At 62.7% G+C, this 23,627-nt stretch carries 28 protein-coding genes and 2 pseudogenes; 10 read left to right on the forward strand and 20 right to left on the reverse strand.

Features of this window, described 5'->3' with window-relative positions:
• Positions 1 to 59: 59 nt before the first annotated feature.
• From AC1D1L_RS07555 to AC1D1L_RS07585, 7 genes are all read right to left on the reverse strand, one after another.
• The gene (locus AC1D1L_RS07555; RefSeq protein WP_477340176.1) at positions 60 to 1,469 is read right to left on the reverse strand and encodes a pyridoxal phosphate-dependent decarboxylase family protein; all 1,410 of its coding nucleotides are present in this window, start codon (positions 1,467 to 1,469) and stop codon (positions 60 to 62) included.
• Positions 1,470 to 1,543: 74 nt separating this feature from the next.
• Complete coding sequence (locus tag AC1D1L_RS07560) at positions 1,544 to 2,275, reverse strand: proteasome-type protease (RefSeq protein WP_436259815.1); 732 nt, start codon at positions 2,273 to 2,275, stop codon at positions 1,544 to 1,546.
• Between the two features lie 32 nt (positions 2,276 to 2,307).
• Positions 2,308 to 3,102 carry a transglutaminase family protein gene (locus AC1D1L_RS07565; protein ID WP_477340178.1) on the reverse strand — a complete coding sequence of 265 codons (795 nt, stop codon included), beginning with the start codon at positions 3,100 to 3,102 and terminating at the stop codon, positions 2,308 to 2,310.
• Between the two features lies 1 nt (position 3,103).
• Positions 3,104 to 4,045: an alpha-E domain-containing protein gene (locus AC1D1L_RS07570; protein ID WP_352586879.1), complete on the reverse strand. Its 942-nt coding sequence runs from the start codon at positions 4,043 to 4,045 to the stop codon at positions 3,104 to 3,106.
• A gap of 21 nt (positions 4,046 to 4,066) precedes the next feature.
• Entirely contained in the window at positions 4,067 to 5,479 is a 1,413-nt protein-coding gene (locus tag AC1D1L_RS07575) for a circularly permuted type 2 ATP-grasp protein (protein ID WP_162712104.1), read from the reverse strand.
• A 297-nt stretch (positions 5,480 to 5,776) separates the two neighbouring features.
• Positions 5,777 to 6,013: an Lrp/AsnC family transcriptional regulator gene (locus AC1D1L_RS07580; protein ID WP_477340180.1), complete on the reverse strand. Its 237-nt coding sequence runs from the start codon at positions 6,011 to 6,013 to the stop codon at positions 5,777 to 5,779.
• A gap of 79 nt (positions 6,014 to 6,092) precedes the next feature.
• The gene (locus AC1D1L_RS07585; RefSeq protein WP_477340182.1) at positions 6,093 to 6,704 is read right to left on the reverse strand and encodes a DsbA family protein; all 612 of its coding nucleotides are present in this window, start codon (positions 6,702 to 6,704) and stop codon (positions 6,093 to 6,095) included.
• A 194-nt stretch (positions 6,705 to 6,898) separates the two neighbouring features.
• Here AC1D1L_RS07585 and AC1D1L_RS07590 point away from each other — a divergent pair, with 194 nt between their 5' ends.
• Positions 6,899 to 7,327 (forward strand): DUF4864 domain-containing protein, encoded by a 429-nt coding sequence (locus tag AC1D1L_RS07590; RefSeq protein ID WP_477340184.1) that lies wholly within the window; start codon positions 6,899 to 6,901, stop codon positions 7,325 to 7,327.
• A gap of 11 nt (positions 7,328 to 7,338) precedes the next feature.
• Here AC1D1L_RS07590 and AC1D1L_RS07595 read toward each other — a convergent pair whose 3' ends face one another.
• From AC1D1L_RS07595 to coaD, 8 genes are all read right to left on the reverse strand, one after another.
• Positions 7,339 to 8,064 (reverse strand): SDR family NAD(P)-dependent oxidoreductase, encoded by a 726-nt coding sequence (locus AC1D1L_RS07595; RefSeq protein ID WP_477340186.1) that lies wholly within the window; start codon positions 8,062 to 8,064, stop codon positions 7,339 to 7,341.
• Positions 8,065 to 8,135: 71 nt separating this feature from the next.
• Positions 8,136 to 9,266 (reverse strand): tRNA guanosine(34) transglycosylase Tgt, encoded by a 1,131-nt coding sequence (tgt, locus tag AC1D1L_RS07600; RefSeq protein WP_477340188.1) that lies wholly within the window; start codon positions 9,264 to 9,266, stop codon positions 8,136 to 8,138.
• Positions 9,259 to 9,528 carry a hypothetical protein gene (locus tag AC1D1L_RS07605; RefSeq protein ID WP_192253764.1) on the reverse strand — a complete coding sequence of 90 codons (270 nt, stop codon included), beginning with the start codon at positions 9,526 to 9,528 and terminating at the stop codon, positions 9,259 to 9,261. The genes tgt and AC1D1L_RS07605 overlap by 8 nt, the downstream gene beginning before the upstream one ends.
• Complete coding sequence (gene queA / locus AC1D1L_RS07610) at positions 9,518 to 10,606, reverse strand: tRNA preQ1(34) S-adenosylmethionine ribosyltransferase-isomerase QueA (RefSeq protein ID WP_477340191.1); 1,089 nt, start codon at positions 10,604 to 10,606, stop codon at positions 9,518 to 9,520. Before queA ends, AC1D1L_RS07605 begins: the two co-directional genes overlap by 11 nt.
• The gene (locus tag AC1D1L_RS07615; protein WP_477340193.1) at positions 10,606 to 11,055 is read right to left on the reverse strand and encodes a DMT family transporter; all 450 of its coding nucleotides are present in this window, start codon (positions 11,053 to 11,055) and stop codon (positions 10,606 to 10,608) included. Before AC1D1L_RS07615 ends, queA begins: the two co-directional genes overlap by 1 nt.
• Before the next feature lie 12 nt (positions 11,056 to 11,067).
• Positions 11,068 to 11,580 (reverse strand): peptidylprolyl isomerase, encoded by a 513-nt coding sequence (locus AC1D1L_RS07620; RefSeq protein WP_192253758.1) that lies wholly within the window; start codon positions 11,578 to 11,580, stop codon positions 11,068 to 11,070.
• A gap of 43 nt (positions 11,581 to 11,623) precedes the next feature.
• Positions 11,624 to 12,118: a peptidylprolyl isomerase gene (locus AC1D1L_RS07625; RefSeq protein WP_477340746.1), complete on the reverse strand. Its 495-nt coding sequence runs from the start codon at positions 12,116 to 12,118 to the stop codon at positions 11,624 to 11,626.
• Positions 12,119 to 12,227: 109 nt separating this feature from the next.
• A complete protein-coding gene (gene coaD / locus AC1D1L_RS07630; RefSeq protein ID WP_112561542.1) occupies positions 12,228 to 12,728 on the reverse strand; it encodes a pantetheine-phosphate adenylyltransferase in 501 nt (166 codons plus the stop codon).
• Between the two features lie 191 nt (positions 12,729 to 12,919).
• On the opposite strand from coaD, the gene AC1D1L_RS07635 reads away from it, so the two are divergent.
• Positions 12,920 to 13,063, forward strand: a complete 144-nt coding sequence (locus tag AC1D1L_RS07635) for a hypothetical protein (RefSeq protein ID WP_181057120.1) — start codon at positions 12,920 to 12,922, stop codon at positions 13,061 to 13,063.
• Between the two features lie 75 nt (positions 13,064 to 13,138).
• Here AC1D1L_RS07635 and gyrA read toward each other — a convergent pair whose 3' ends face one another.
• Complete coding sequence (gene gyrA, locus AC1D1L_RS07640) at positions 13,139 to 15,961, reverse strand: DNA gyrase subunit A (RefSeq protein WP_477340195.1); 2,823 nt, start codon at positions 15,959 to 15,961, stop codon at positions 13,139 to 13,141.
• A gap of 210 nt (positions 15,962 to 16,171) precedes the next feature.
• Here gyrA and AC1D1L_RS07645 point away from each other — a divergent pair, with 210 nt between their 5' ends.
• The gene (locus tag AC1D1L_RS07645; protein ID WP_477340197.1) at positions 16,172 to 17,860 is read left to right on the forward strand and encodes a SulP family inorganic anion transporter; all 1,689 of its coding nucleotides are present in this window, start codon (positions 16,172 to 16,174) and stop codon (positions 17,858 to 17,860) included.
• Positions 17,861 to 17,877: 17 nt separating this feature from the next.
• Positions 17,878 to 18,042, forward strand: a pseudogene (locus AC1D1L_RS07650) (ParB-like protein); the annotation flags it as partial.
• A 47-nt stretch (positions 18,043 to 18,089) separates the two neighbouring features.
• On the opposite strand, the gene AC1D1L_RS07655 reads toward AC1D1L_RS07650, so the two are convergent.
• Positions 18,090 to 18,968 carry a helix-turn-helix transcriptional regulator gene (locus AC1D1L_RS07655; RefSeq protein WP_477340199.1) on the reverse strand — a complete coding sequence of 293 codons (879 nt, stop codon included), beginning with the start codon at positions 18,966 to 18,968 and terminating at the stop codon, positions 18,090 to 18,092.
• An 86-nt stretch (positions 18,969 to 19,054) separates the two neighbouring features.
• Here AC1D1L_RS07655 and AC1D1L_RS07660 point away from each other — a divergent pair, with 86 nt between their 5' ends.
• From AC1D1L_RS07660 to AC1D1L_RS07670, 3 genes and pseudogenes are all read left to right on the forward strand, one after another.
• On the forward strand, positions 19,055 to 19,585 hold the full coding sequence (locus tag AC1D1L_RS07660; RefSeq protein ID WP_477340200.1) for a hypothetical protein: 531 nt from the start codon (positions 19,055 to 19,057) through the stop codon (positions 19,583 to 19,585).
• Positions 19,586 to 19,615: 30 nt separating this feature from the next.
• Positions 19,616 to 19,989: pseudogene (locus AC1D1L_RS07665) on the forward strand (VOC family protein).
• A gap of 106 nt (positions 19,990 to 20,095) precedes the next feature.
• Positions 20,096 to 20,725: a MarC family protein gene (locus AC1D1L_RS07670; protein ID WP_023822237.1), complete on the forward strand. Its 630-nt coding sequence runs from the start codon at positions 20,096 to 20,098 to the stop codon at positions 20,723 to 20,725.
• A 58-nt stretch (positions 20,726 to 20,783) separates the two neighbouring features.
• On the opposite strand, the gene AC1D1L_RS07675 is transcribed toward AC1D1L_RS07670, so the two are convergent.
• The 3 genes from AC1D1L_RS07675 to ssb are packed head-to-tail and all read right to left on the reverse strand — an operon-like array spanning position 20,784 to position 22,191.
• Positions 20,784 to 21,209 (reverse strand): OsmC family protein, encoded by a 426-nt coding sequence (locus AC1D1L_RS07675; protein WP_477340202.1) that lies wholly within the window; start codon positions 21,207 to 21,209, stop codon positions 20,784 to 20,786.
• Between the two features lie 27 nt (positions 21,210 to 21,236).
• Entirely contained in the window at positions 21,237 to 21,632 is a 396-nt protein-coding gene (locus AC1D1L_RS07680; RefSeq protein ID WP_477340204.1) for a DUF2306 domain-containing protein, read from the reverse strand.
• A 34-nt stretch (positions 21,633 to 21,666) separates the two neighbouring features.
• Entirely contained in the window at positions 21,667 to 22,191 is a 525-nt protein-coding gene (gene ssb, locus AC1D1L_RS07685) for a single-stranded DNA-binding protein (protein WP_112561535.1), read from the reverse strand.
• Between the two features lie 208 nt (positions 22,192 to 22,399).
• Between ssb and AC1D1L_RS07690 the strand changes: the two genes are divergently transcribed.
• The 3 genes from AC1D1L_RS07690 to AC1D1L_RS07700 are packed head-to-tail and all read left to right on the forward strand — an operon-like array spanning position 22,400 to position 23,618.
• On the forward strand, positions 22,400 to 22,789 hold the full coding sequence (locus AC1D1L_RS07690; RefSeq protein ID WP_477340206.1) for a cupin domain-containing protein: 390 nt from the start codon (positions 22,400 to 22,402) through the stop codon (positions 22,787 to 22,789).
• A 44-nt stretch (positions 22,790 to 22,833) separates the two neighbouring features.
• Positions 22,834 to 23,148, forward strand: a complete 315-nt coding sequence (locus AC1D1L_RS07695) for an ArsR/SmtB family transcription factor (RefSeq protein ID WP_477340208.1) — start codon at positions 22,834 to 22,836, stop codon at positions 23,146 to 23,148.
• Entirely contained in the window at positions 23,145 to 23,618 is a 474-nt protein-coding gene (locus AC1D1L_RS07700) for an SRPBCC family protein (protein ID WP_477340210.1), read from the forward strand. Before AC1D1L_RS07695 ends, AC1D1L_RS07700 begins: the two co-directional genes overlap by 4 nt.
• Positions 23,619 to 23,627 lie beyond the last annotated feature (9 nt).

Genomic DNA, 23,627 nt, shown 5'->3' on the forward strand with positions numbered 1-23,627 from the left:
TGCTTGCTCGCAATTCCTTGCTGGCTACCCCGCGGCGGCAACCGCCCGGACAATCTCTGTCAGTCCCTCAGGGATCTTGCGCAGTCGCAAATGACGGTGAAGGCGGTATCGACGTCTTCTGCAGTCGTCTCGAACTGTCCGACCTGGAAACGAATGGCGACGCGTCCATCGACCCGCGTCTGCGTCAGATAAAGGCGGCCGTCGTCGTTGATGGCATTGACCAGGCGCAGATTGTGGTCATCGGCATCGCCGGTGGCCTTGTGACGGAATGAAAACAGCGACAGCATTGGCTCGGTGACGATCTCGAAATCCGGCTCGCCCTTGAGCCGCGCCGCAAGCCCTTCGCTCCAGGCGACGTGGTTGCGGATCATGCTGCGCAGCGCCTCCAAGCCGTGCGCGCGCAGCAGGAACCACAATTTCAGCGCCCGAAAACGCCTGCCGAGCGGCACCGACCATTCGGAATAATTGATGATGCCGTCGCGGCCGTGCGTCTTCAGGAATTCGGGCTTGATCGCCAAAGTCCGGACCAGATCCTCGGGCTGGCGGATGAACTGCATCGAGCAGTCAAATTGCGCGCCAAGCCACTTATGCGGGTTGAAGACAATGGAATCGGCGAGCTCTGCGCCGGCCCAGAAATGGCGGAATTCCGGGCAGATCATTGCCGATCCGGCCCAGGCGGCATCGACATGCAGATAGAGCCCGTGGCGCCTGGCCACCGCGGCGACGGCGGCGACATCGTCGGTGCCGCCGGTGCTGGTGCCGCCCACGCTGGCGATGATGCCGGCGGGCAGCATGCCGGCCTCACGGTCGGCGGCGATCGCCGCCTCGAGTGCAACCGTATCCATGGCGCGAAAGCGCCCGGTGACCGGAATGCGGACCAGATTGTCCTCGCCGATGCCCGACACCCAGATCGCGCGGTCGATCGAGGTGTGGACCTGATCGGAGGAATAGATGCGCGGCCGCCTCTGCCCGGCCAGGCCCTGCTTGTTGCCCTGCCAATCGAGCGCGCGCTCGCGCATGGTCAGCACGGCGGCCAGCGTCGCCGACGAGGCCGAATCCTGGATGACGCCGGAAAATCCTTCGGGCAGGCCGAGCGCCTGGCGCATCCAGTCGACAATGCGTGTCTCGAGTTCGGTCGCGGCCGGCGAGGTCTGCCACAGCATGCATTGCGCGGCCATTGCCGAGACAAGATATTCGGCCACCACCGAGACCGGCGCGGCATTGGCCGGAAAATAAGCGAAGAAACGCGGATGCTGCCAATGCGTCATGCCCGGCACGATCTTCTCTTCGAAATCGGCGAAAATCCGCTCCATCGGCTCAGCCGCTTCCGGTGGCGACGCCTCGATGCTGCGAAAGATGTCGCCGGGTTCGACCAGCGGCCGCACCGGCCTTTCGCGCAGCGAGGAGCGGTATTCGACTCCCCAATCAGCGGCGCGCCTCGACCATTGCCGGAAATCATCACTGTTCATTCTGGTCTCCAGACTTGGGCCAAGCAGCGTCGATCGCCGCGGCAAGCGCCACGCAACAGCGCCAGCAAGGCAATCTAACCCGGGAAATCGGGCAGGCTGGCAAAGGCCGTTTTCAGCGCGTTCGACCAGCCGTCCGAGATGGTACGATAATACTGGTCGTCCTGGCCTATCCGCTTCTTCAGCCCGACCTTGAACGCATCCTTCTCGAGGAACAGCAGGTCGAGCGGCAGGCCGACGGACAGGTTCGACTTCAGCGTCGAATCGAAGGAGACCAGAAGCAGCTTCACTGTCTCGGCCAGGCTCATCGTCCTTTCATAGGCGCGGATGATGATCGGCTTGCCGTATTTGGTCTCGCCGATCTGGAAGAACGGCGTGTCGTCGGTCGATTCGATGAAATTGCCCTCGGGGTAGATCATGAACAGGCGCGGCGCGCTGCCCTTGATCTGGCCGCCGAGGATGAAGGAGGCGTTGAAATAGGAATCCGCCTTTTCGCCGGCCGGTGACGACTGGGCGATGACTTCCTTGACGGTGTCGCCGACCAGCCGCACCGTCTGGTACATGGACGGGGTTTCGAGCAGCGTCGCATGGCGTTCGCCGATCGCCTTGTTGCGCTCGTCGAGCAGGCTGATGACAGCCTGCGTCGTGGCCAGATTGCCGGCCGACATCAGCACGATGACGCGCTCGCCCGGCTCTTCCCAGACATGCATCTTCTTGAAGGTCGAGATCGAATCCATGCCGGCATTGGTGCGCGTGTCCGACATGAACACGAGCCCACGATCGATCTTGAGGCCGACGCAATAAGTCATGGAATCTCTTCAGGCAGCAATCTTGCCGAGAACTACTGCTCTACCGTGACGGTGACCGCAAGCTGTTCCTCCGCCTGTCCCAGTCGAATTCCCGACACGGGCGAGGCGTCGCGATAATCGCGGCCGGTGGCCACCCTGACATAGCGCTCATCGGGAGAAATGCCATTAGCGGCGTCGAAGGCGACCCAGCCGAGACCCTGGACATGGGCTTCGGCCCAGGCATGGCTCGCCGCCTGCTCGATGGCCGCATCCATCATCAGATAGCCGCTGACATAACGGGCCGGAAAGCCCATGGCGCGGGCGGCGGCGACAAAGATATGGCTGTGATCCTGGCAGACGCCGGTCTTCAGCGCCAACGCCTCTTCCGCCGGCGTCGTCACGCTGGTGGTGCCCGGCGTATAGGCGACGCGCTCGACGATCAGCGCCATCAGCCCATGCAGCCTTTCGATGTCGGTGCCTTTGCCGAGCGCTGCGGCAAGCTCGCGAATGCCGTCGCCGGGGATGGTCAAAGCGGTCTCCTGGCTGAACAGCCAGAGCGGCGCAAAGCCGTGATGCGGACCCGAGACGCCTGCGGTGTCGCGCGTGACAACCTCGCCGGAGGCCTCGACGGTGATGAAGTCGCGCTCGCCCTCGACGCTCAACAGCCTGTTATCGTTGCCGAAATGGTCGCTGAAACGCACTTCCTCGCGCGCACCCTCGATCTTCAGCGCCCAGGAAAGCACGGTCTGCGTCGGGCCGCTGACCGGCAAAAGCCGCAGCCGCTGCAGCAGATAATGCACTGGCGCATCGTAGCGGTACTCGGTCCGGTGGGTGATCTTGAGCCGCATATCAGTTGAACCGGTAATCTTGTGCGATCTCGTCGCCGAGCTTGGTGTTGTCCTGGATGAACCTGGCCAGGAATTCGTGCAGGCCGGCATCGAATATGTCCTTGATCGACCCTGCCCGCAGCATTGCTTGTGTCCTGTCGACAGTGGCGTGGCAGGCATGGCGTTCGCCATAATCGTCGCCGAGGAATTTCAGGTGCTCGGCCAGGAAACGATAGCAGAAGGTCAGCGAGCGCGGCATGCGGACATTGAGGATCAGATAGTCGGCGATGTTGGTCGGCTTGTAGTCGGCCTCGTAGACCCAGCGATAGGAGCGATGCGCCGAGACCGACCGCAGGATCGATTCCCACTGATAATTGTCGAGGCTCGAACCGACCCAGGAGATCGACGGCAACAGCACATAGTATTTCACGTCGAGGATGCGTGCCGTGTTGTCGGCGCGCTCGACATAGGTGCCGAGCTGCGAGAAATCGAAGATCTCGTTGCGCAGCATGGTGCCGTAGAACGAACCGCGGATCAGCGCCGTCTCGCGCTTGATGGCGTCGAGCACGCTGGGCAGGTCGCGCTCGTCGATGGGTTTGGCCAGCATGCGCTTCAGCGCCATCCAGGCCTCGTTGATGCTCTCCCAGGTTTCGCGCGTCAGCGCGGTACGCACCATGCGGGCATTGTTGCGGGCGGTCTCGATCGCCGACATCGTGCTCGACGGGTTCGACGTGTCGCGCAGCAGGAAGTCGGCAACGTTGGCGGCGGTGTAGTCCTGGTATTTCTGTGTGAAGGTCACGTCCGAGCCGGCGCTGAGCAGCACCGAATTCCACTCTTCCGAGGCGCTCTGGGTACGGGTCAGCGCCATGCGCAGGCCTGCATCGACCAGGCGTGCCATGTTTTCCGCCCGCTCGATATAGCGGTTCATCCAGTAGAGCCCGTTGGCGGTGCGGCCTAAAAGCATCAAAAATCCTTCAGGTGAAAATCAGTCATCGAGCACCCAGGTGTCTTTGGTGCCGCCGCCTTGCGAGGAGTTGACGACCAGCGAACCCTCCTTCAGCGCCACCCGCGTCAATCCGCCGGGCACGATCTGGATGCGGTCCGAAACCAGCACGTAGGGGCGCAAGTCGACGTGGCGCGGCGACAGGCCTTTTTCGGTCAGGATCGGACAGGTCGAGAGCGCCAGCGTCGGCTGGGCGATGTAGTTGGACGGTTTGGCCTGCAGCTTCTTGGCGAAGTCCTGGCATTCCTTCTTGGTCGCCGCCGGTCCGACCAGCATGCCGTAGCCGCCGGAACCGTGCACTTCCTTGATGACCAGCTCGTGGATGTGTTCGAGCACATACTTCAGGCTGTCGGGTTCCGAGCAGCGCCAGGTCGGGATGTTGCCGAGGATCGCCTTGCGGCCGGTGTAGAACTCGACGATCTCGGGCATGTAGGAATAGATCGCCTTGTCGTCGGCGATGCCGGTTCCCGGCGCATTGGCGATGGTGATGTTGCCGGCGCGATAGACATCCATGATGCCGGGCACGCCAAGGGCCGAGTCCGGCCGGAAGGTGAGCGGGTCGAGGAACGAATCGTCGACACGCCGGTAGAGCACGTCGATCTGCTTGTAGCCCTCGGTGGTGCGCATGGCGACATGGCCGTCGACGACGCGCAGATCCTGGCCTTCGACCAGCTGCACGCCCATCTGGTCGGCAAGGAAGGCGTGCTCGAAATAGGCGGAGTTGAAGCTGCCCGGCGTCAGCACGGCGATGGTCGGCGCGCCCTTGGTGCTTTGCGGCCGGACCGCTGCCAGCGACTGGCGAAGGAGCTGCGGATAGTTCTCGACCGGTCGCACCTTGATCTGCTGGAACAGCTCGGGGAAGAGCTGCATCATCGTCTCGCGGTTCTCCAGCATGTAGGAGACGCCCGACGGCGTGCGAGCATTGTCCTCCAGCACGTAGAACTCGTTCTCAGAGATGCGGACAATATCGACGCCGATAATGTGGGTGTAGACGCCGGCCGGCGGCCGCACGCCGATCATTTCCGGCAGGAAGGCCTCGTTCCTGGCGATCAGCTCCCTCGGCACACGGCCGGCGCGCAGGATCTCCTGGCGATGGTAGATGTCATCGAGGAAAGCGTTCAGCGCCTGCACGCGCTGCTCGATGCCTTGCGTGAGGCGCCGCCATTCATTGCCGGAGATGATGCGCGGAACGATATCGAAGGGGATCAGCCGCTCGGAAGCTTCCTGCTCGCCATAGACGGCGAAGGTGATGCCGGTCTTGCGGAAGACGCGCTCGGCGTCCTGCATCTTCTCGGTAAGCCTGGCCGGGTCCTGCTCCTTCAGCCAGCGGTCGTAAGCCGTATATGGTTTTCTCAATCCGGAAACTTCCGGAAGCATTTCATCGAACGCTGCCAATCGCATACTCCCCTGTGACGCCATTTCACTGGCGTCGCAGGAGAAAATCAAGCGCAATCGGTGATTTGGAGGACATCGGCGATCAGTATGTTACGACTGCCCAAAATTAGGGCAGTCGAAACAGGGGCGTAATCAGGCTTTGCCTCGTCGCCGGGCAAGTGCCCTGATGCGGCGCTAGAGCAGCTCATCGTTTCACGGAAACGGTGAACCGCTCTATCCTTTGTTTCAACGCAATTCCCAAGGGAAAGCGCTACGCGCTTCCCGGGAAAACCGCTTCACACTTTTCCTGGAATTGCTTTAGAAAGCGCGGAAAGTGACGACCGTGAAGGTGTCCTTGATTCCGGGAAGATGCTGCACCTTCTCGCTGACGAAGTGGCCGACATCTTCCTCGTCGTCGACATAGAATTTGGCGAGCAGGTCATAATTGCCGGCGGTCGAGTAGATTTCCGAGGCGATCTCGGCGTCGGCGAGCGCGCTGGCGACCTCATAGGACTTGCCCAGGTCGCACTTTATCTGCACGAAAAACGTCTTCATTGCCGGTCCTGCCACGTTGAAACGCGCATCTTGCGCCCATGGCGGCCCTTCTCGCAGACTGCCGCCTGGCTTTCAAGCATCAGGCCGAACGCGCCTTGGCAACGGCTTGTCTAAGTTCGGACACCGGCATGCCGCGCCGGTAGAGGCTGCCACCGATGACCAAAGCGGGGGTGCCACGCAGTTTAAAGGCGGTTGCCTGCGTACCGGTGCGCAAAAGGGCAGCGTCGATGTCGGGTTCACGGATGGCAAGATCGGCACGCACCATCGCCACATCGACCCCGACCGAAGCCAGGATATCGTTGGTGCGGCGTTCCGAGAGGCCGCGCTGGTTGGTCATCAGCGCATCGACCGCTGCGGCATAGTGTTCGCCGGTCAAAAGCGCCACGCGCGCCGCGTCGCGCGAGACGTCGCCGAAGATCGGCCAGTCCTTCATCACCAGGCGGATGCCGCTGTCCTGTGCCATCAGTTTCTTCAGTTCGACGAAGACGAGCTTGCAGATCGGGCACTGATAGTCGACGAATTCGGCGATGGTGACGTCGCCATCCGGATTGCCGAGCGCTGGAATGGCCGGATCGAAGGCGATTTCGGTGACGGTCGGCCCGGTGGCTGCCCAAGCGGGCAAGGGAGCCAGAACTGCAAAGCTAGCCGCGCCCTTCAGCAAAAGGCGCCGGTCGATCGGCTGCTTAGACATGGTTCGTCCCTGGTTGCGCGAACGGGTCCCACCCGTCCCCTACGATGCGCGCCCCGCCTTAAAGGATGCTTAAGCATGATCTTGCGGCACTTGCGTGGCGAATTACTGCGGTTGCTGAAACCGTGAGGCAGCGCCAAGCGTATGGTATGATGTGTCTTCAGACAGCGATTGTCAGGAGACAATGGAGACAGGCCATGCGCCGTATCGCATTCGCAGTCGTTTCATTGCTGTTCGCGTCTACCCTGTTCATCTCGGCAGCCCTTGCCGGCGATGCCGAAATCAAGGCCGGCCAGGCCGTCATCGATGGTCAGCTGAAGGCGCTCATCGCAAACGATGGCGCGAAGGCCTACAGCTACGCTGCTCCAAACGTGAAGCAGATTTTCCCGACCGTCGACGCCTTCATGAACATGGTGACCAACGGCTACGCGCCGGTGCGTCAGCCACAAAGCTATTCCTTCGGCAAGGTCGAGCAGACCGGCCCAGGCTCGATCATCCAGCAGGTGCTGATCGTCGGTCCCGACGGCAAGGACTACGAGGCGGTCTATACGCTGCAGCAGCAGCCCGACGGCAGTTTCCAGATCACCGGCTGCAGCCTTCGGGCATCGAATTCACTGAGCACCTGACGCACAAAGCCTCAGTAGCGTGCCCTGCCGCCCGACATGTCGAACACGGCTCCGGTGTTGAATGCGCTGGCGTCGGAACAAAGCCAAAGCACCAGTGCCGCCACTTCATCGACCGAGCCAAGGCGCCTGAGCGGGCTGGCATTTATCATGTCGTCTACGACATCGTTTCCAAGGCGCCTGATCAACTCGGTATCGATCGGCCCCGGTGCCACGCAATTCACCCGAATGTCGGTATCGCAGGTCTCCCGCGACAAGGCTTTCGTAAAGGCAATGACGCCTGCACTTGCCGCTGAATAGGCGGCCAGATTCGGCAACCCTTCCTTGCCTGCCAGGGACCCCATATTGATGATCCGGCCCCTACCAGCCTTGCGCATGATCGGCAGAACCTGATGCGTAACCTCGAAAACGCCGATCAGGTTGACACCGATGATGCGTTGCCACTCGATCGGCTCGAATGCCTCGAACCCACGATAGTCGCCTAAATAGCCTGCATTGTTGATTAGAATGTCAATCCGGCTATTGTCTGCGACGACCTCAGCCAGGGCGTCTTTGATCTGGTGAGCCTTTGTCACATCGACCGTCTGGCAATGCGCGCCGTCCACAGGTGTCGGATCAGCATCCCATATCCAGACTTCGGCCCCGGAGTTCAATAACTGCGCCGCAATGGCCTTGCCGATGCCTCGTGCGCCGCCAGTCACGATCGCGGTCTTGCCGCCAAGTTCATATGTGACAGTCATGGCCTGACCCCAACCGGAATCTGCGCCCGGACAATGGATCCGTCAATCATCGTCAGGTGGCGTTGATTTGTTCAAAGGGTAGGGATATCGCCCCTCGCCCAGCCCTCGGAAATCTCCGCCGTGCGCGCCTCGAAGGCGCCGGCCTCGATCGCGCCGCGAATGTCCTGCATCAGCTTCTGATAGTAGGACAGGTTGTTCCAGGTCAGCAGCATCGCCCCCAGCGCCTCCTGCGAGCGCACGAGATGATGCAGGTAGGCGCGCGAATAATCGCGGGCCGCCGGGCAGTCGCTCTCCTCGTCGAGCGGGCGCGGATCGTCGGCGTGGCGGGCGTTCCTCAGATTGACCTTGCCGCGCCTTGTGTAGGCCAGGCCGTGGCGGCCGGCGCGGGTCGGCATCACGCAATCGAACATGTCGATACCGCGCGCCACCGATTTCACGATGTCGTCCGGCGTGCCGACGCCCATGAGATATCTAGGCTTGTTGTCAGGCAGTTCCGGACAGGTGATGTCGAGCATATCGAGCATCACCGCTTGCGGCTCGCCGACGGCCAGTCCGCCGACGGCGTAGCCCTTCAGATCCATGGCGCTCAGCGCCTGCGCCGAGCGCACCCTGAGTGCTGCATTATCGCCGCCCTGGACGATGCCGAACATCGCCTTGCCCGGCTGGTCGCCGAACGCCGTCTTGCAGCGCTCCGCCCAGCGCAGCGACAGCTCCATGGCGCGCTCGATCTCCTTCAGATCGGCCGGTAGCGCGGTGCATTCGTCGAGCTGCATCTGGATATCGGAATCGAGCAGCCCCTGGATCTCGATCGAACGCTCCGGCGACATCTCGTAAGGCGCGCCGTCAATATGGGAGCGGAAGGTGACGCCCTTTTCGGTCAGTTTCCTAAGCTTCGACAGCGACATCACCTGAAAGCCGCCGCTGTCGGTCAGGATCGGCTGCGGCCAGCGGGCGAACTCATGCAGGCCGCCGAGCCGCGCCACGCGCTCGGCGCCAGGCCGCAGCATCAGATGGTAGGTGTTGCCCAGGATGATGTCGGCGCCGACGCCGCGCACCTGGTCCATATACATGGCCTTGACCGTGCCGCCGGTGCCGACTGGCATAAAGGCCGGCGTGCGAATTTCGCCACGCGGCATGTCGATGACACCGCGCCGTGCCTTGCCGTCGGTGGCGAGGACTTTGAAAGTGAACGTCTCAGCCATTGAATTCCTTGTCATGGACAGGTGCGTCTGGCGCCTGCCTGTCGAGCGACTGGCGATACTGGATGCAGCCGCGCATGAATTTTGGCCACGGCGGCACGGCGATCGAAGGCTCGGTCTTTTCCGGCAACAGATCCCACAGATCGGGATGATGCCAGCACAGATCATGGCCCGTCGTGTCGCGGTGCGCGCGGATGCCGGCACGCAATTTCTTCACTTCGGCAATCAGGCTTTCTCGGTCGAAGGCTTGCAGATCATCGTCCATCGCTCATCTCCGCTCGATAAAGCAGGCTTGCGTCTCCGTAGGAGTAGAATCTGTAGCTGGTGTCGATGGCATGCGCATAGGCGGCCCGCATCGTGTCGAGGCCACTGAAGGCCGAAACCAGCATGAACAGCGTCGAGCGCGGCAGATGGAAATTCGTCATCAGCAGGTCGGCAGTCTTGAACCGATAGCCGGGCGTGATGAAAATGTCGGTCGGGCCTGACCATGCGGCGAGCGTACCGTCGGGCTTTGCCGCGCTCTCCAGCAGGCGCAGCGAGGTCGTGCCGACGGCGATGATGCGCCCGCCCCTCGCCTTCGCGGCATTGAGCGCCGCTGCGGTCGCCTCGCTGACTGAACCGGTCTCTGCATGCATCTTGTGGTCGGCGGTGTCGTCGGCCTTGACCGGCAGGAAGGTGCCGGCGCCGACATGAAGCGTGACGAAGCGGCGTTCGATGCCTTTGGCGTCTAGCGCGGCAAATAGCTCCGGCGTGAAATGCAGGCCGGCGGTTGGCGCGGCAACCGCGCCCTCCTCCCTGGCATAGATGGTCTGATAGTCCGTCAAGTCGCGCGCGTCGTCGTCACGCTTGGAGGCGATGTAGGGCGGCAGCGGGATGTGGCCGACGGCGCGCAGCGCCTCGTCGAGAAACGGGCCGGACAGGTCGAAGCCGAGCAGCGCCTCACCAGCCTCGCCCTTCTCGATCACCGTGGCGTCGAGCTGGCCGAGGAAGCAGGAATTGCTGTCATGGCCGAAATGGATGCGGTCGCCGGCGGCGATGCGCTTGCCCGGCCGCATGAAGGCCAGCCAGCGGTCCGGCGCCATGCGCATGTGCAGCGTCGCCTCGACCTGCGCCTGCGCTTCGCCGCGCCGCCTGATGCCTCTCAGCTGCGCCGGAATGACCTTGGTGTCGTTGAAGACCAGCACGTCGCCGGCTTTGAGCAGGGACGGCAGGTCGCGCACTGAGCGGTCCGAAAGGCCCTCGCCCGGCCAGACCACCAGCATCCTGGCGCTGTCGCGCGGCTCGGTCGGGCGAAGCGCGATGCGCTCCTCCGGCAGGTCGAAGTCGAAGAGGTCGACGCGCATCAGTAAAGCCGGACGAGCAGCGCTCCGGCCAAGAGCAGCACAGCGCCGGCGACGCGGCCGAGTGAGATCTCGCGCACCGCCACGCCGAGGAAGCCGACGCGGTCGATCAGCATGCCGGCCAAGAGCTGGCCAGCAACCAGGAACGCCATCAGGGCGGCCGCACCGATGCGCGGCGTCAAAATGGTCGACAGCGTGACATAGAAACCGCCGAGCATGCCGCCGGCGACGAACAGCCACGGTGCCGGCGCCTTCCAGTCGAGCGAGACATCGTTCAACTTCACCACGGCGAAGGAGATGATGCCGAGCACGATCGCGCCGGACAGGAAGGAAAACGCCGCCGCCGCGACCGGGAGCCCCAGGCCGCGCGCAAGTTGCGAATTGATCGGCGCCTGAATGGCGATGAAGGCGCCGGACAGGATGCCGAGCAGCGACCAGACCACGCCCATCATTGTCGTTCGCCTTTACTTGACGTCGGCCGCGACTTTCAGCGACACGATCTTGTCGGGATCGACCACCGGCTCGCCGCGCTTGATCTTGTCGACATTGTCCATGCCTTCGATGACCTGGCCCCAGACCGTGTATTGGCGGTTGAGGAAGGCGGCATCGTCGAAGCAGATGAAGAACTGCGAATTGGCCGAGTTCGGGTTCTGCGAACGAGCCATCGAGCAGGTGCCGCGACCGTGGTTGGCGTTGGAAAATTCAGCCTTCAGATCGGGCTTTTCCGAGCCACCCATGCCGGCGCGGGAGGGGGCAAACGAGGGCTTGCTCGAATTGCCGAACTTGACGTCGCCGGTCTGCGCCATGAAGCCTTCGATGACGCGGTGGAAGACCACGCCGTCGTAGGCGCCTTCGCGCGCCAGTTCCTTGATGCGGGCGACATGGCCGGGGGCCAGATCGGGGAACAGTTCGATGACGACCTTGCCCTTGGTCGTTTCCATGATGAGCGCGTTTTCGCGGTCCTTGATCTCAGCCATGTCGGATATCCTTTATCTCAGAAAAACAGATTGATTTGATAGACTACTTGTCTGCGGCGATGCGCACTTTGATCATGCGGTCGGGGTTGCTGACCGTTCCATTGTCGGCCTCGTCGCCCTTCTTGATGTGATCAACCAATTCCATGCCGCTGACGACATTGCCGACGATAGTGTACTGGCCGTCGAGGTTCGGCGCTGGCGCGAACATGATGAAGAACTGCGAATTGGCGGAGTTCGGATCCTGCGAGCGGGCCATGCCGAGCGTGCCACGCTTGTAATGTTCGCTCTGCGAGAATTCTGCCGGCAGATCAGGCAGATCGGAGCCGCCGGTGCCGACGGCCTCGGGGCTGAACCCCTTCTTCATATTGCCGAACTTGACGTCGCCGGTCTGCGCCATGAAGCCATCGATAACGCGGTGGAAGGCGACATTGTCATAGGCGCCTTCGCGCACCAGCTTCTTGATCTGGGCGACATGCTTGGGCGCCAGGTCGGGCCGCAGCGCGATGGTGACGTCGCCATCCTTCAAGGTGATGACCATGGTGTTTTCCGGATCGGCGGCATAGGCCGAGACAGATGCTGTGACAAGACCAGCAAGCACGACGAGGAACGAGGCGAGCTTCTTCAGCTGCATAGGGATCTCCGGGGGATTATTTCTTGAATTTTGCGGTGAGCGCGCCGGCAACCGCGGCCGGCACGAAGGGACGGATGTCGCCGCCCATCGAAGCTATCTGGCGCACAAGTGTGGCAGTAATCGTGCGCACCGAAGGGCTGGCGGGCAGAAAAACCGTCTGCAGCTCCGGCGCCATGGTCTCGTTCATGCCGGCCATCTGCATTTCGTAGTCGAGATCGGTGCCGTCGCGCAGGCCGCGGATCATGATCGAGGCGCCGTGCTTGCGGGCCGCGTCGATGACCAGCCCGTCGAACGCGACAACCTTGATGCGGCCGCCGTCGCGGCCGAATTCGGCCTTGGTTGCCGCCTCGATCAGCTTCACCCGTTCCTCGAAGGAAAACAGCGGCGTCTTGCCCGGATGGGTGCCGATCGCCGCATAAACCGTGTCGGCAACGGCCAGCGATGCCTTCAGGACGTCGAGGTGTCCGTTGGTCAGCGGGTCGAAGGAGCCGGCGTAAAGGGCGGTGCGTTCGGTCATGGCAGGCTTCTAGCGGGGCATTGGACGGAAGGCAAATGCGATTGGGAACATCTGCGTGAACCTTTTCGCAGACATGAACGACAGATGAATGCCTTGATCACGAAGACTTCACGCAGCGTTCACTAGTTTGCACTTCAGAAGATGAAACCAAAACCCCATCTAACCGTTATAAGGCGCAGGAGAACACGCAAATGCTGATCTACATGCTCGCCACCGCAATGACCGTCGCCATGCTGATTGCTACCGCATTCGGGCTGCATCAGGAAGCAGAGCGTGTCCGTGTCCGGACCAAGCGCTTCGAAGGCTTTGGCGCTCGCTGGCCCCACCGTCACTAACGATTTCATCGGCTAAGTCTTGATGCGCCGGCCCATCGGGCCGGCGTCGCTGTGTCCAGAGCTTATTTGGCGCCCTTATTCGGCATTGTCCGGAGCGACATCTCCGGCATCCGGGCCGGCCTCTGCAGCGCCCTCGCCGTTTTCTTCGGCGTCCTCGTCCGACTGCGGCTCGGAGATTCGCTCGACCGAAACCACCTTCTCGCCTTCGGCCGTGTTTAAGATGGTGACGCCCATAGACGTGCGGCCTTTGCGAGAAATGTCCGAGACTGGCACGCGGATGACCTGTCCCCCGTCTGTCACGAGCATTATTTGATCGTCGAGCGTAACAGGGAAACAGGCGACCAAGCGGCCGATCTTTTCCCTTGCGTAGGCCGAAGTATCAGTCGCGCGGATACCTTTACCGCCACGATTGGCAGTACGGAACTCGTAGGACGAAGAGAGCTTGCCGAAACCAAACTCACTGACAGTGAGGACCAACTGCTCTTTAGACTTCAACTCTTCGTAACGACTCTCGATCAACGTGGTCTCTTCGCCTATATCCTCATTCACGAGCGCGGAGCCGCCGTCTTCGGTCGTGGGTTCCGCTGGATCTCCCGGTATCGCCTTGCGCTCAGCCGAGGAACGCTTGAGGAAAGCGGCGCGTTCGCCTGGCGTTGCGTCCACATGCTGCAGCACTGCTGTCGATATCGCGCGATCCTGATCGGCAAGGCTAATGCCACGCACACCGGTCGAGTTTCTGCTCTGGAAGACACGCAAATCCTCGACGGAGAAGCGAATGCATTGACCGTTGTCGGCGGTCAAAAGGATGTCATCGCTGTGGGTGCAGATTTCGACACCCAGAATGGAATCGCCATCCTCGTCGAACTTCATCGCAATCTTGCCGTTGCGCTTCACGTCAGCAAAGTCGGACAGCTTGTTGCGTCGCGCCGTGCCGCGGGTAGTGGCTAACACCACGTCGAGATCACCCCAGCTGTTCTCGTCCTCGGGCAGCGGCATGATGGTGGTGATGCGCTCGCCATCCTCTAGTGGAAGCATGTTGCGCAGGAATTTGCCGCGCGATTGCGGATTGCCGATCGGCAAGCGCCAGACCTTTTCCTTGTAGACAATGCCGCGTGATGAGAAGAACAACACCGGTGTGTGCGTGTTTGCGACGAATAGCCGGGTGACGAAATCCTCGTCCTTGGTCGACATGCCGGAGCGGCCTTTACCGCCTCGGCCTTGTGCGCGGTACAGAGACAGAGGCACCCGCTTTATATAGCCTTCATGGGTAACGGTGACGACCATGTCCTCGCGCTGGATCAGGTCCTCGTCTTCCATGTCGGCGCCGCCGTCGGTGAGCTCGGTGCGGCGCGGCGTGCCGAACTCGTCGCGCACGGCGGCGAGTTCGTCCTTGACGATCTGCTGGATGCGCGCGCGGGACGACAAGATATCAAGGTAATCAACGATTTCGGCGCCGATCGTGTTCAACTCGTCGGCGATCTCGTCGCGGCCGAGCGCGGTCAGGCGCTGCAGGCGCAGTTCGAGGATGGCGCGCGCCTGTTCCTCGGACAGATTGTAGGTGCCGTCCTCGTTGATGCGATGGCGCGGATCGTCGATCAAAAGGATCAGCGACTCGACGTCGCCGGAAGGCCAGCGGCGCTCCATCAACTGCTCGCGCGCCGTCTGCGGATCGGGCGCGGTGCGGATCAGCTTGATCACTTCGTCGATGTTGGCGACGGCGATGGCGAGACCGACCAGCACATGGGCGCGGTCGCGCGCCTTGCGCAGCAGGAACTTCGTTCGCCGGCTGATCACCTCTTCGCGGAAGCCGACAAATGCCTTCAGCATGTCGGTCAGCGTCATCACTTCCGGCTTGCCGCCGTTCAGCGCTACCATATTGGCGCCGAAGGACGTCTGCAGCGGCGTGAAGCGGTAAAGCTGGTTGAGAATAACGTCGGCGACGGCGTCGCGCTTCAGCTCGATGACGACGCGGTAGCCCTGGCGGTCGCTCTCGTCGCGGATGTCGGAAATGCCTTCGATGCGCTTGTCGCGCACCAGCTCGGCCATTTTCTCGATCATCGAGGCCTTGTTCACCTGGTAGGGAACCTCGGTGATGATGATCGATTCACGGTCGTTGCCGCGCTGTTCGACATTGACCTTGCCGCGCATGACGATGGAGCCGCGGCCGGTCGCATAGGCGCTGTAAATGCCGGAACGGCCAAGCACGATGCCGCCGGTCGGGAAATCGGGACCCGGAATGATCTCCATCAGCGCCGGCAGGTCGATCGCCGGATTGTCGATGATGGCGATGGCGCCGTTGCAGACTTCGGCCAGATTGTGCGGCGGAATGTTGGTGGCCATGCCGACGGCAATGCCGCCGGAACCATTGACCAGGAGGTTGGGGAAGCGAGCCGGCAATACCTTCGGCTCGGTGTCGGACGCGTCGTAGGTTTCCTGGAAATCGACGGTTTCCTTGTCGATGTCCTCGAGCAGCTCATGCGCGACCTTGGTCAGGCGCGACTCGGTGTAGCGCATGGCCGCCGGCGGATCGCCGTCGATGGAGCCGAAATTGCCTTGCCCGTCGATCAGCGGCACCCGCAGTGACCAGTCCTGCGCCATGCGCACCAAGGCGTCATAGATCGAGGCGTCGCCATGCGGATGGTATTTACCCATCACGTCGGCGACCGGGCGGGCCGATTTCACATATTTGCGGTTCCAGTGATAGCCGCTCTCATGCGCCGCATAGAGAATGCGGCGATGCACCGGCTTCAGGCCGTCGCGAACGTCCGGCAGCGCACGGCTGACGATCACGCTCATGGCGTAAGAGAGGTAGGAGCTCTGCATCTCCTCGATGATGGAGATCGGCTCGATGCCGGTGGGGCCGCCGTCGGCGCCGCGCGGTGTCTTTTGGTCGGTCAAATTGGATCACAATCTAATCAGGAATCACTGACCGCTTATATAGGAAGCCCGCTCGAAACTCCAATGATCCCGGCACTTTTCCAAAGACAATTTCGGTGGTAATTTCAAATGGATACCGCTGATTGCGACGATTTGGCAAAAGCGTGTTTCGCCGCCGCCAGGCAAAAGCCTGCGATGGACCGTTTTCCCCGGCCGGGAGCCATAAGCACGATGAACTGGACCCGGTGGCTGCCTTTGCGAGCGCTGAGCGGTTGGCGGCCCGGGGATCTCAATGGCGATCTGGCCGCCGGGCTGACGCTGGCGGCAATCGCCATTCCCGAACAGATGGCGACGGCGCGGCTTGGCGGCTTTGCGCCCGAGATCGGCTTCTTCGCCTTTGTCGCGGGATCGGTGGCCTTTGCCCTGTTCGGCGCCAATCGCCATCTGTCGTCCGGGGCGGATTCGACCATCACACCGCTGTTTACCGGCGGCCTCGCCCTCATCGCCGTTGCCGGCTCGGCCCATTACCTGGCGCTGGCGGCGATGCTGGCGCTGATGGTCGGGCTACTGGTGGGTTTGAGCGGCATCTTCCGGCTCGGCTGGATCGCCGATCTTCTGTCTGTCCCAGTCACCACCGGTTTTCTGGCCGGCATCGCGGTCCATATCATCGTTTCGCAACTGCCCGGATTGCTCGGGCTGCCGCCCGAAAGCGGCGAAACGCTGCGCCGCGTCGGTGAGATCGCCGCCAATCTCCACCTCATCAACCCGTGGAGCTTGGCGCTCGGCCTTGGCGTGTTTGCCATTGTATTCACCGCCGAGCGCATCAGCGCCCGCATCCCCGGCGCCTTGATCGGCATGGTGCTGGCCACGCTGGCGGTTGCGATCTTCGGCCTGAAGGCGCGCGGCGTCGAGGTGCTCGGTGCCTTGCCCAACGGCCTGCCGCAGGCCGGCCTGCCGACGGTCAGCCTGAGCGATGCGCAGGCGGTGTTACCGCTGGCCCTGCTGATCGCCATCGTGGTCATGGTGCAGACGGCGGCCACCAGCCGCTCCTTTGCTGGCGACGACATCAACCGCGACTTTGTCGGTGTCGGCGCCGGCAGCATCCTGTCCGGCCTGTTCGGCGCCTTCGCGGTCAATGCCAGCCCGCCGCGCACCGCAATCGTCGCCCAGTCGGGCGGGCGTTCGCAGTTTTCAGGCCTGATTGCCGCGGCAATCGTGCTCGCGCTTGGCGCGTTTGGCGGTGGCCTGCTTGCCGATGTCCCGGAGGCCGCCCTTGCCGGCGTTCTGATGTTCGTTGCCCAGCATATTTTGCGCTGGAAGGTGTTTACCAGTGTCTACCGGCAGGCGCCGGTCGAATTCCTGCTGATCCTGGTCACCATGACGGCCATTGTCGTGCTGCCGATCGAGACCGGCGTCGCGGTCGGCATCGGCCTGTCGCTGCTGCATGGACTGTGGAGCGCGACACGGACGCAGGCGATCGAGTTGGAACAGGTGCCCGGCACCTCGGTGTGGTGGCCGCCGAGCACGCCGTCGGCCGGCGAGCAACTCCCCGGCGTGCTGGTCGCGGCTTTCCAGGCGCCACTGTCCTTCGTCAATGCCGACAGCTTCAAGCGCGGTGTCTGCGAGCTGATCGACGCCCGGAGCGACAGTGTGAAACTAGTCGTGCTGGAGGCCAGCAACATCGCCGAGATCGACTATACCGCCGCACAGGCGCTGATCGAAACCGTCGACCACTGCCGCAAGGCCGGTGCTGTCTTTGCCATCGCACGGCTGGAATCGTTGCGCGCCCAGGCGGCACTGGCGCGTTTCGGCATTGCCGACCTCGTCGGCCCGCACAGAATCTTCCACAGCGTCGACGCCGCCATCAAGGCGCTATCGCCGGACAAGAAACTTGTAGGACAACAGGACAACGCGCTATGACCACCTAGCGGGAACCCTTGCTGAAGCCTGTCGCCGTGGAGGAGCTGCGGCCCACGCAGATCACCGGCGGCATGCGCGAGGTGGAGCTGAAGCGCCGGATGATCCGGGCACAAAGCCCTGAGAAGACAGGCGTTTTCCTCGGCCGCCATATGGTGCCAGTGGTGCTTGGTCCGAAGGGCAAGGACGCGAACTATCTGCCGGGCTGGTGCGGGTCGACCTCGGACTGAGGTCAGAAGGCTGCGAACGCCGACGGTGACGGCGAGGCGCTGCATGACCGGCGCGCGCGATAGTCTCCCGGCGTCTCGCCCATGACGCGCCGGAAACGGCGATTGAAGGTCGACAGATCGTTGAAGCAGGCCTCGAAGGCAATTGCCGAGATCGGCTCATCCGACATGCGCAGCCGTACCGCCGCACGGTGCAGCCGGGTTCTGAGCAGAAACTGGTAAGGCGTCATGCCGGCGACCTGCCGGAAGGTGCGCAGGAAGTGATAGGGGCTGGTCGCCGTCGAGCCGGCAAGCTCGGAAAGCGAGACCGGCCGGTCGGCATTGAGCTCGATCTGCCGCACCGCCTCGGCAACCCGTTTCTGGTCGCGCCGGCTCGGTGGGCGAGCGGCAGGCGCGGCCTCGCCGGCGACAGCAAGGGCTGCGCCGACGGCAAGAGCCGCGCCGGCAAGGCGCAGGCCAAGCTCCTCGAAGGCATCGATGTCGGCCGTCTCGCGTGCCGCTTCGGCCTCGGCCAGAAGCGAGGCAAGGGCCGGCAAGGGCGGCAGATGCGGCACTCCAAACGCCAGCTTGCCTGCGCCCGGCACGTCGTTGGCAATCCGGTCGAGATAGGCGGGAGCGAAATGGAAGGACAGGCAGCGGTCGCCGGCGCCATGCTCATGCCCGCATTCATAGCAGGCACCGACATTGCCGAGCAGGACGGCACCTGGCGCCAGCATGGCGGTGCCCTGGCTGGTGCGGTAGCGGAAGCTGCCGCTGGTGACTGCGGCAACGCAGACACTGCGGTGCTCTTCCTCGAACGGGCGATCGCCGGCGCCTGCGGTGCACACCACGTCGGACACATACCAGTCCGGCCCCGAAGCCAGTTTCTGCTCGCTCGTCGTCATAGCTTGAAAGATAGCAATTTTTCCCAAGCGCAACACCCCGCCCCGGCCTATCGCTTGCAGCCTCCTGACACCACGAAGGCAGCAGTATGACCGATCCATTCACAGAAGCCCTCCACAGCGACGGCCCCAACCCTGACCTGGCTGAAAAGCTGGATCTCTACGGTCGCTTTGTCGGCGCCTGGACATTCGATGCCACGCGCCACCTTGAGGACGGCACCGTCTTGACCGGGCGCGGCGAGGTGCATTTCGGCTGGGTCCTGGAAGGCAAGGCGATCCAGGATGTGTGGATTCTGCCCGCGCGCGACGCCGGCCCCTCGCCCTCGCTCGGCAAATGGACATTCTATGGCACCACGCTGCGGGCCTATGATCCCGGCGCGGATGCCTGGCACATCTTTTGGAGCGATCCGCGTAACCAATATTACAGCCGCCAGCTTGGTCGCGCCGAAGGCGACACGATTGTGCAGGTCGGCGCCGACGGCACTGGTTCCTCGGTCCGCTGGAGCTTTTCGCGGATCACCAAGGACAGCTTCCGCTGGCTGGGCGAGCGTTCGCACGACAATGGGGCGACATGGCGCCTCGAAGTCGAGTTCCTGGCGCGCCGCGTCGCCCAGGGCTGATGGCGCAACACCTGCAACATGGAGAAAACCATGCTTGACCACGTTTCGATCGGTGTCCGTGACACCGCCGTGTCAAAGCCTTTCTATGATGCCGCGCTGAAGCCGCTCGGCTATTCCTGCCTCAGCCAGTCGCCGGGCTCGCTGGGCTATGGCGCGCAGGCGGCAGCATTTTGGGTGAACGACGCGGCGCGGCCGGTGCCAGCTGACGAAAAATCCGGCCTGCATTTCTGCTTTGCCGCACCGACGAGGGCGAGCGTCGACGCCTTTCACGCCGGCGCCTTGCGTGCAGGCGGCAGCGACAACGGCGCGCCGGGCCTGCGTGCCGACTACGGCGACATTACGCCGCCTTCGTCATCGATCCCGACGGCTATCGCCTGGAGGCCTATTGCAGCACTGCCGGCTAACACCGCCGGCGTCTCCGGTATCGCCATCTCAGACGGTTCCCACCGGCCGGGCTTTGCTCTACCAATAGGGTGGTGCGGGGCTCGGCCCGGCGGGAGGGGGTCAGCGATGCCGAGTTTCGACAGCCTGTTCAACGCCTTCGTCACCATCCTGGTGACTATCGACCCGCCCGGTCTCGCGCCGCTCTTCCTGGCGGTGACACGCGGCATGAACCGCGAGGAGCGCCAGCAGGTTTCGGTGCGCGCCTCGATCATCGGCTTCCTGGTGATGGCGCTGTTTGCGGTGGCCGGCGCCTCGATCCTGTCGGTGTTCGGCATCACGCTGCCGGCCTTCCGCGTCGCCGGCGGGTTCCTGCTGTTCTTCATCGCCTTCGAAATGGTGTTCGAGCGCCGCCAGGACCGCAAGGAGAAGATCGGCGATGTCGCCATCACCAAGGACATGATCCACAACATCGCCGCCTTCCCGCTGGCGATCCCGCTTATCGCCGGCCCCGGCGCGATTTCGGCAACCGTGCTTTTGTCCGGCTCGTTCCAGGGTTTTACCGCACAGGCTGCGCTGGTCGGCATCATCTTCGTCTGCCTGGCCATCACCTATCTGGTGTTCGTGCTGTCGGAACGCATCGACCGCATCCTCGGCCAGACCGGCCGCTCGATCCTGACCCGCCTGCTCGGCGTCATTCTGGCAGCGCTTGCGGTGCAGTTCGTGGCCGATGGCATCAAGGCGCTGATGGCGGGGTGAACGACAGCGCCTACTGCCCTACTGCCCTACTGCCCTACTGCCCTACTGCCCTACTGCCCTACTGCCCAGCCGTATCAACAACCTCGAAACCGTGGGTGATCACAGCGGTCTTGGCCAGCATGGCGGAGGCTGAGCAGTATTTTTCGATCGAGAGGTTGATCGCACGCTGGACCTTGTCGTGCGACAGGGCGCGGCCCGTGACGATGAAATGCATATGGATGCGGGTGAAGACTTTTGGGTCGGTTTCGGCCCGGTCGGCGTCGAGTTCGACGGTGCAATCCTCGATCGCCTCGCGGCCTTTTTCGAGGATGTGGACGACGTCATAGGCCGAGCAGCCGCCGGTGCCGATCAGCACCAGCTCCATCGGGCTCGGGCCTGGCGTCTTGCCTTCCGGACCGGAGGCGGTTCCCAGCACGAGTTTGTGGCCGCTGCCGGATTCGCCGACGAAGGTGCGCTCTTCGACCCATTTGATCCGTGCTTTCACGGCAATCATCCTCCTGGAAAGACATCCCTAGCCGAACACGACCGCATGCATGATGCGGCCGGGCAGCAGTGTGAACACGCCGGCGCCGATCAGCGCAAAAACATACAGCGAAATCATGACCCTGCGATGTTTGGCTACGCGATGCCTATGCGCGTGCCAGACCGCAAGCGGAACGGTGATCAACACTATGATCGACAAGATATGGATCGGGCTGAACGGGCCGATGAGGCGTATCTGCTGGATCCAGAAACTGGAAATGGCGATGACCAGCATCAGCGCCGCCCAGGCATAGCCCATCACACGGTGGCGCGTCGTGCCTTTCGGCAGCGCCAGCTGGGCGCCGCCCATGGCCAGCGCGGCAAGGGCCGCGAAGGCGTGCCATGGAATGGGAGGGGGCGCCGATAGAAGCGGTCCGAGCGACATTGCGCCCTCTCCCTAGGTGGCAATCGCTCGCTGCTCAGAACGGGATTTCGTCGTCCAGTTCGCGCGACGAACCGCCGCCACCACCGCCCTTGGAACCGCCGCCACCGCCACGGTTGAAGCTTTCATTGGGGCTCGACTGGCCGAAATCCGAGCCACGGCTCGCACCGCCGCCACCGGCATAGTTGCCGACCTGGCCGCCGCCCTCGCCGCGTGAATCGAGCATCTGCAGCTCGCCGCGGAATTTCTGCAGCACGACTTCCGTCGTGTATTTGTCGGCGCCGGTCTGGTCCTGCCATTTGCGTGTCTGCAGCTGGCCTTCGACGTAAACCTTCATGCCCTTCTTCAGATATTGCTCGGCGACCTTGGCGATCTGGTCATTGAAAATGACGACGTTGTGCCACTCGGTCTTTTCCTTGCGTTCGCCGGAATTCTTGTCGCGCCAGCTTTCCGACGTGGCGATGCGGATGTTGACGACCGGGTCACCGGAATTCAGGCGGCGGATTTCAGGGTCCGCGCCGAGGTTTCCGACCAGAATGACCTTGTTGACGCTACCCGCCATGACACTTCTCCGCGCTCATCCGAAACAAATTTTAAGTCGCTCACCTTACAGCCTGCATGCGATCCTCGCTTGCCGCGGCTGGCTTTTCCCACAAGGTTTTTGTTCTTTTTTTGTTCTATTCTTGTCTGCCCCGGCTGTCAAGAATGTCAGCAAGAGGTAGGGTGTGCGTCTGAAATTGCGACTATGCCGGGATCGAAAGGCGGAGCGAATGAAAGCCATTGCGCATCTGGACCAGCCGCGAGAGCAATGGCGAGCGGGCGTGGAAACCCGCATGCAAGTTTCCGCCGGCAACGGAGCGAGCCAGCTTTGCCTGTTCGAACAATGGGTTCAGCCCGGGGTCGGGGCTCCGACACACCAACACCCAGTCGAGGAAGTGCTGACCGTCATCGCCGGGATCGCTGAAATGTGGATCGACGAAGGACGTCTGACACTGATTGCCGGACAATCGCTTCTCATTCCTGCCCAACGAAAACATGGGTTTAGAAACGTTGGCACCGAAACGCTTCACATCCAGGCCGTGCTGGCGTCGCCGATCTTCGAGGCGACTTTCGAAGGGGCCGCCGAGCCGGTGAGGCGCTGGCTTACGGCGGCGCCATAAAAGACCGCTTGCCAAATCAATAAGTATCGACTTATGCTTTTGTCATGATCGAAGCAGAGATTTTTCGCGCCCTGGCCGACCCGACGCGCCGCGCCGTCTACGAGCGGCTGGCCGGAGGCGAGATGAGCGTGTCGGAACTGCGCACCGGCATGAGCGTGTCGCAGCCGGCGGTGTCGCAACACCTCGCCGTGCTGCGCAGCGCCGGCCTGGTCAGCGAAAGGCGGTCCGGCCGCAACGCGTACTACCGCGCCGATCCGCAAGGGCTCGAGCCGCTGCTCGGCTGGATCGAACGCTACCGCGCATTCTGGCCGGAACGCATCGAAAGACTAAAGGCCGTTTTGAAGGACATGGACCAATGACCGATGAAAAGCAGGCTCCGGCCGCCAAGGATACACTCGCCTTCGAATGCGACCTGCCGGACGCACCGGAAAAGGTGTGGCGGGCGCTGACCGTGCCGGAGCTTTTGGCGGCGTGGATGATGCCAAACGACATCAAGCCGGAAACCGGCAGCCGCTTTGCCTTTGCCGGGCCGGACGCGCCGATCGAGTGCGAAGTGCTCGATGCCGAACCCGGGCGCTTGTTGCGCTATTCCTGGCGCGAGCGGTCGCAGACCGGCGATGCCAACGGGCTGGACAGCATCGTCACCTTCACGCTCGCCCGCACCGTTTCAGGCGGTACGCATCTGCGCATCGTCCATGACGGGTTTGTGCAGGCGGCAACGCCCGCGATGGCGATGGCGAGCGCCGGTTGCCGGCTTTCGCTCAGGGCATACAAGCCCAAACCGCTGATCGCCGCCAACGCGCCATATCTATTGATGCGCGCGGCCTGAGCCGAAGAA

Source organism: Mesorhizobium sp. P2_D6 (assembly GCF_056404315.1).

Excerpts from the sequence above, each read along its gene's own strand:
- AC1D1L_RS07570 (WP_352586879.1), bottom strand. The coding sequence starts at position 4,045 with ATGCTTTTAGGCCGCACCGCCAACGGGCTCTACTGGATGAACCGCTAT.
- AC1D1L_RS07680 (WP_477340204.1), bottom strand. The coding sequence starts at position 21,632 with ATGTCGCTCGGACCGCTTCTATCGGCGCCCCCTCCCATTCCATGGCAC.
- tgt (WP_477340188.1), bottom strand. The coding sequence starts at position 9,266 with ATGGCTGAGACGTTCACTTTCAAAGTCCTCGCCACCGACGGCAAGGCA.
- queA (WP_477340191.1), bottom strand. The coding sequence starts at position 10,606 with ATGCGCGTCGACCTCTTCGACTTCGACCTGCCGGAGGAGCGCATCGCG.
- AC1D1L_RS07565 (WP_477340178.1), bottom strand. The coding sequence starts at position 3,102 with ATGCGGCTCAAGATCACCCACCGGACCGAGTACCGCTACGATGCGCCA.
- AC1D1L_RS07700 (WP_477340210.1), top strand. The coding sequence starts at position 23,145 with ATGACCGATGAAAAGCAGGCTCCGGCCGCCAAGGATACACTCGCCTTC.
- AC1D1L_RS07560 (WP_436259815.1), bottom strand. The coding sequence starts at position 2,275 with ATGACTTATTGCGTCGGCCTCAAGATCGATCGTGGGCTCGTGTTCATG.
- AC1D1L_RS07670 (WP_023822237.1), top strand. The coding sequence starts at position 20,096 with ATGCCGAGTTTCGACAGCCTGTTCAACGCCTTCGTCACCATCCTGGTG.
- AC1D1L_RS07645 (WP_477340197.1), top strand. The coding sequence starts at position 16,172 with ATGAACTGGACCCGGTGGCTGCCTTTGCGAGCGCTGAGCGGTTGGCGG.
- ssb (WP_112561535.1), bottom strand. The coding sequence starts at position 22,191 with ATGGCGGGTAGCGTCAACAAGGTCATTCTGGTCGGAAACCTCGGCGCG.
- AC1D1L_RS07660 (WP_477340200.1), top strand. The coding sequence starts at position 19,055 with ATGACCGATCCATTCACAGAAGCCCTCCACAGCGACGGCCCCAACCCT.
- AC1D1L_RS07695 (WP_477340208.1), top strand. The coding sequence starts at position 22,834 with ATGATCGAAGCAGAGATTTTTCGCGCCCTGGCCGACCCGACGCGCCGC.
- AC1D1L_RS07620 (WP_192253758.1), bottom strand. The coding sequence starts at position 11,580 with ATGGCTGAGATCAAGGACCGCGAAAACGCGCTCATCATGGAAACGACC.
- AC1D1L_RS07690 (WP_477340206.1), top strand. The coding sequence starts at position 22,400 with ATGAAAGCCATTGCGCATCTGGACCAGCCGCGAGAGCAATGGCGAGCG.
- AC1D1L_RS07635 (WP_181057120.1), top strand. The coding sequence starts at position 12,920 with ATGCTGATCTACATGCTCGCCACCGCAATGACCGTCGCCATGCTGATT.
- AC1D1L_RS07655 (WP_477340199.1), bottom strand. The coding sequence starts at position 18,968 with ATGACGACGAGCGAGCAGAAACTGGCTTCGGGGCCGGACTGGTATGTG.
- AC1D1L_RS07555 (WP_477340176.1), bottom strand. The coding sequence starts at position 1,469 with ATGAACAGTGATGATTTCCGGCAATGGTCGAGGCGCGCCGCTGATTGG.
- AC1D1L_RS07580 (WP_477340180.1), bottom strand. The coding sequence starts at position 6,013 with ATGAAGACGTTTTTCGTGCAGATAAAGTGCGACCTGGGCAAGTCCTAT.
- AC1D1L_RS07590 (WP_477340184.1), top strand. The coding sequence starts at position 6,899 with ATGCGCCGTATCGCATTCGCAGTCGTTTCATTGCTGTTCGCGTCTACC.
- coaD (WP_112561542.1), bottom strand. The coding sequence starts at position 12,728 with ATGACCGAACGCACCGCCCTTTACGCCGGCTCCTTCGACCCGCTGACC.
- AC1D1L_RS07585 (WP_477340182.1), bottom strand. The coding sequence starts at position 6,704 with ATGTCTAAGCAGCCGATCGACCGGCGCCTTTTGCTGAAGGGCGCGGCT.
- AC1D1L_RS07605 (WP_192253764.1), bottom strand. The coding sequence starts at position 9,528 with ATGGACGATGATCTGCAAGCCTTCGACCGAGAAAGCCTGATTGCCGAA.
- AC1D1L_RS07595 (WP_477340186.1), bottom strand. The coding sequence starts at position 8,064 with ATGACTGTCACATATGAACTTGGCGGCAAGACCGCGATCGTGACTGGC.
- AC1D1L_RS07625 (WP_477340746.1), bottom strand. The coding sequence starts at position 12,118 with ATGGTCATCACCTTGAAGGATGGCGACGTCACCATCGCGCTGCGGCCC.
- AC1D1L_RS07615 (WP_477340193.1), bottom strand. The coding sequence starts at position 11,055 with ATGATGGGCGTGGTCTGGTCGCTGCTCGGCATCCTGTCCGGCGCCTTC.